Origin of the sequence: Micromonospora sp. NPDC049799 (assembly GCF_040656655.1) — a bacterium.
Classification (GTDB): Bacteria; Actinomycetota; Actinomycetes; order Mycobacteriales; family Micromonosporaceae; genus Micromonospora.
On the sequence record NZ_JBFAMU010000557.1, the window covers coordinates 1 to 3,023 of the forward strand.

Genomic DNA, 3,023 nt, shown 5'->3' on the forward strand with positions numbered 1-3,023 from the left:
GTCGATTCCGGCCCGCCGCCGGCCGGTGTGGCGGACCGCGACGTCGGTGCTGTCCGGCCTGCTCACGGTCGCGCTGGTGGTCGTCGTCGGGCTCTACCTCTGGCAGCGGCTGCGCCCGCTGGAGGTCGGCGGGGTGACCGTGGCGGCGCCGGCGCCGGCCGGGTGCGACGCGACCGTGGACGTGGTGGCCACGGTGACCACCAACGGACGGGCGGGGGAGATCCGCTACCAGTGGCTGCGCACCGGCAGCGCGCCGGGCACCCTGCTCACCGAGCGGGTCGGCCGGGGCCAGCGGACGGTGGCGCTGACCCTGCGCTGGGCGTTCAACGGCGTCGGCTCCACAACGGAGACCGCCACCGTCAACATCGTCTCCCCGTCGCCGCTCCAGGCGCAGGCCCCGGTCGTCTACGACTGCCGACGCTGACCCCACCCCACCACGCCTGGTGTTTCCGGCGCGGCCCGCTCGGGTAGGTGCCGACCCGACGGAAACGGAAACAGACGCGTGTGGTGGAGGTATAGAGATGGCAGACAGATTCGGTGACGCGGTGGGCGACGCCCTCCGCGCGGTGATGCTCTTCCTGCCGAAGGCCGTCGCCTTCGTGCTGATCCTGGTGGCCGGCTGGCTCATCGCCAAGGCCGTGCTGAAGGTCGTGGACAAGGTGCTGGAGCGGATCGGCTTCGACCGGGCCGTGGAGCGCGGCGGGATCCGGCGGGCGCTGGCCCGCTCCCGCTACGACGCAAGCGACATCGTGGCCAAGCTCGCCTACTACGCGGTCCTGCTGGTGACCCTCCAGCTCGCCTTCGGCATCTGGGGCCCGAACCCCATCTCGGACCTGATCGCCGGCGTCATCGCGTGGCTGCCGCGCGCCTTCGTCGCGATCGTCATCGTCGTGGTCGCCGCCGCGATCGCCAACGCGGTGCGCGACATCGTCAGCGGCGCGCTGGGCGGCCTCTCGTACGGCCGGATCCTCGCCACCATCGCGTACGTCTTCATCCTCGGCCTGGGCGTGATCGCCGCGCTGAACCAGATCGGGGTCGCCACCGCCGTCACCACCCCGGTGCTGATCGCCGTGCTGGCCACGGTCGGCGGCATCCTCGTCGTCGGGGTCGGCGGCGGCCTAGTCCGTCCGATGCAGAGCCGCTGGGAGTCCTGGCTGGCCCGCGCCGAGCAGGAGTCGCAGCTCATCGCCACCCACGCCCGCGCCTACCAGGCCGGCCGCCGGGACACCGAGACCCACCTTGCCGGCTCGACCACCGACGCCGACACCACGCAGGTCGTCCCGCGCGGCACCGACGCCACTCCGGCGGTGCCGGTGTACGACGGCGACACCACCCAGGTCACGTCCCGCGCCGGGGCCATCCCGACGCAGCCGACCGCCGGGGACGCCGAGGCGACCATGGTCATCCCGCCGACCGACACGGAGAAGTTCCGCCGCTGACCGGCCGGCACCGCGCACCGGGGTGGGACCCGCACGGGTCCCACCCCGTCGTGTGTCCGGGCGAAATCCGTGGCCCGGACGTCGACCGCCGTCTACGATCCCGAGCATGACCTGGCGATGTTGATCCACTGCTAGAGGCCGTTCCCGTGGGCCGCCCCGGCCGCCGTCCGTCCGGCGTCCGCTCCGATCCCACGGGAAGGCCTCATGACCCTCACCTCCGTACGCCCGCCCGACCGCCCGGTCCGCCGGCTGGCGGCGACCCTCTACGGGTACGCGTTCCTCAGTGAACTCGTCCTGCTCTATCCGGTGTACGCGCTGCTGTTCAACGACACCGGCCTCACGGTCTGGCAGATCTCCACGCTGTTCGTGATCTGGGCGACCAGCAGCATCCTGCTGGAGGTGCCCTCCGGCGCGCTCGCCGACGCGGTGTCGCGGCGGCTGCTGCTCTGCCTGGCGCCACTGGTCACCGGTGCCGGGTTCGCCCTCTGGGTGCTCGCCCCGTCGTACCCGGCGTTCGCCCTCGGCTTCCTCCTCTGGGGTGCCGGCGGGGCGCTGGCCTCCGGTGCCCTGGAGGCGCTGGTGTTCGACGAACTCATCCGGCATGGCGCCGCCGGCCGGTACGCGCGCACCATCGGCCGTGCGAAGACCGCCGGCACCGTCGGCGTGCTGCTCTCGATCGTGCTGGCCGGCCCCGTGCTGGCCGTCGGCGACTACCTCGCGGTCGGCGCGGCCAGCGTCCTGGCCTGCCTGGCCGCCGCCGCCGTCGCGACCCGATTCCCCGAACACCGCCACCCCGCCACCGCGGCTGTGGCCGCACCAGGTGACAGCCACACCGACGACGACGGTGACGACCTGGGGTGGTGGGCGAGCCTGCGCGCCGGGCTCGCCGAGGCACACACCGACCGGGCGGTCCGGGCGGCGGTGCTGCTGGTCGCCGCCGTCAGCGGGATCTGGGGGGCGCTGGACGAGTACACGCCGTTGCTCGCCCGGGACACCGGCGTCACCGAGCCGACCGTGCCGCTGCTGCTCCTGCTCACCTGGGTCGGGGTCAGCGTCGGCGGGCTGCTCGCCCCGGCGGGGGAGCGGTGGGGCCGCCGCGGGTACGCCATGCTGCTGGTGCTCTCCGCCGCGATCCTGGCCGCCGGCGCGCTGCTCGACCACCCGGCCGGCTTCGCCCTGATCGGGGGGGCCTTCTGCGGCTTCCAGCTCGCCACGGTGCTCGCCGACGCCCGTCTGCAGACGCGGATCACCGGCACCAGCCGGGCCACGGTCACCTCGCTGGCCGGCATGGCCACCGACGTCACCGTCATCGCCGTGTACGCCGCGTACGGCCTGCTCGCCACGGGGGCCGGCAACGGGGTCGCCTTCGCGGTGGCGGCCGTGCCGTACCTCCTGGTGGCGCTGCTCGTGGTGACCGGCGCCGGCACGGGCGCGCGGAGGACGACCCGGCAGACGGCCGGGCACGTGGGGTGACGGACGGGCCCGGCGGCCCAGGCGTTCTTCACCGCGGGGCTGGTGTCCGCGATGATGTTGTTCTCCTTGTCGTAGAACAGATCGCTGCCCTGCTGGAAGAGAACACCGTTG

The 3,023-nt window shown here is 73.6% G+C and carries 2 protein-coding genes and 1 pseudogene; all 3 read left to right on the plus strand.

Annotated elements, in window-relative coordinates:
• A pseudogene (locus tag AB0I76_RS26270) lies at positions 1–424 on the plus strand (hypothetical protein); the annotation flags it as partial.
• Between the two features lie 97 nt (positions 425–521).
• Complete coding sequence (locus tag AB0I76_RS26275) at positions 522–1,439, plus strand: hypothetical protein (protein ID WP_357040712.1); 918 nt, start codon at positions 522–524, stop codon at positions 1,437–1,439.
• A gap of 204 nt (positions 1,440–1,643) precedes the next feature.
• Positions 1,644–2,912, plus strand: a complete 1,269-nt coding sequence (locus AB0I76_RS26280) for an MFS transporter (protein WP_357040714.1) — start codon at positions 1,644–1,646, stop codon at positions 2,910–2,912.
• Positions 2,913–3,023: the final 111 nt, after the last annotated feature.

Bases quoted from the DNA above. Each gene is read 5' to 3' on its own strand.
- AB0I76_RS26275 (WP_357040712.1), top strand. From the start codon at position 522: ATGGCAGACAGATTCGGTGACGCGGTGGGCGACGCCCTCCGCGCGGTG.
- AB0I76_RS26280 (WP_357040714.1), top strand. From the start codon at position 1,644: ATGACCCTCACCTCCGTACGCCCGCCCGACCGCCCGGTCCGCCGGCTG.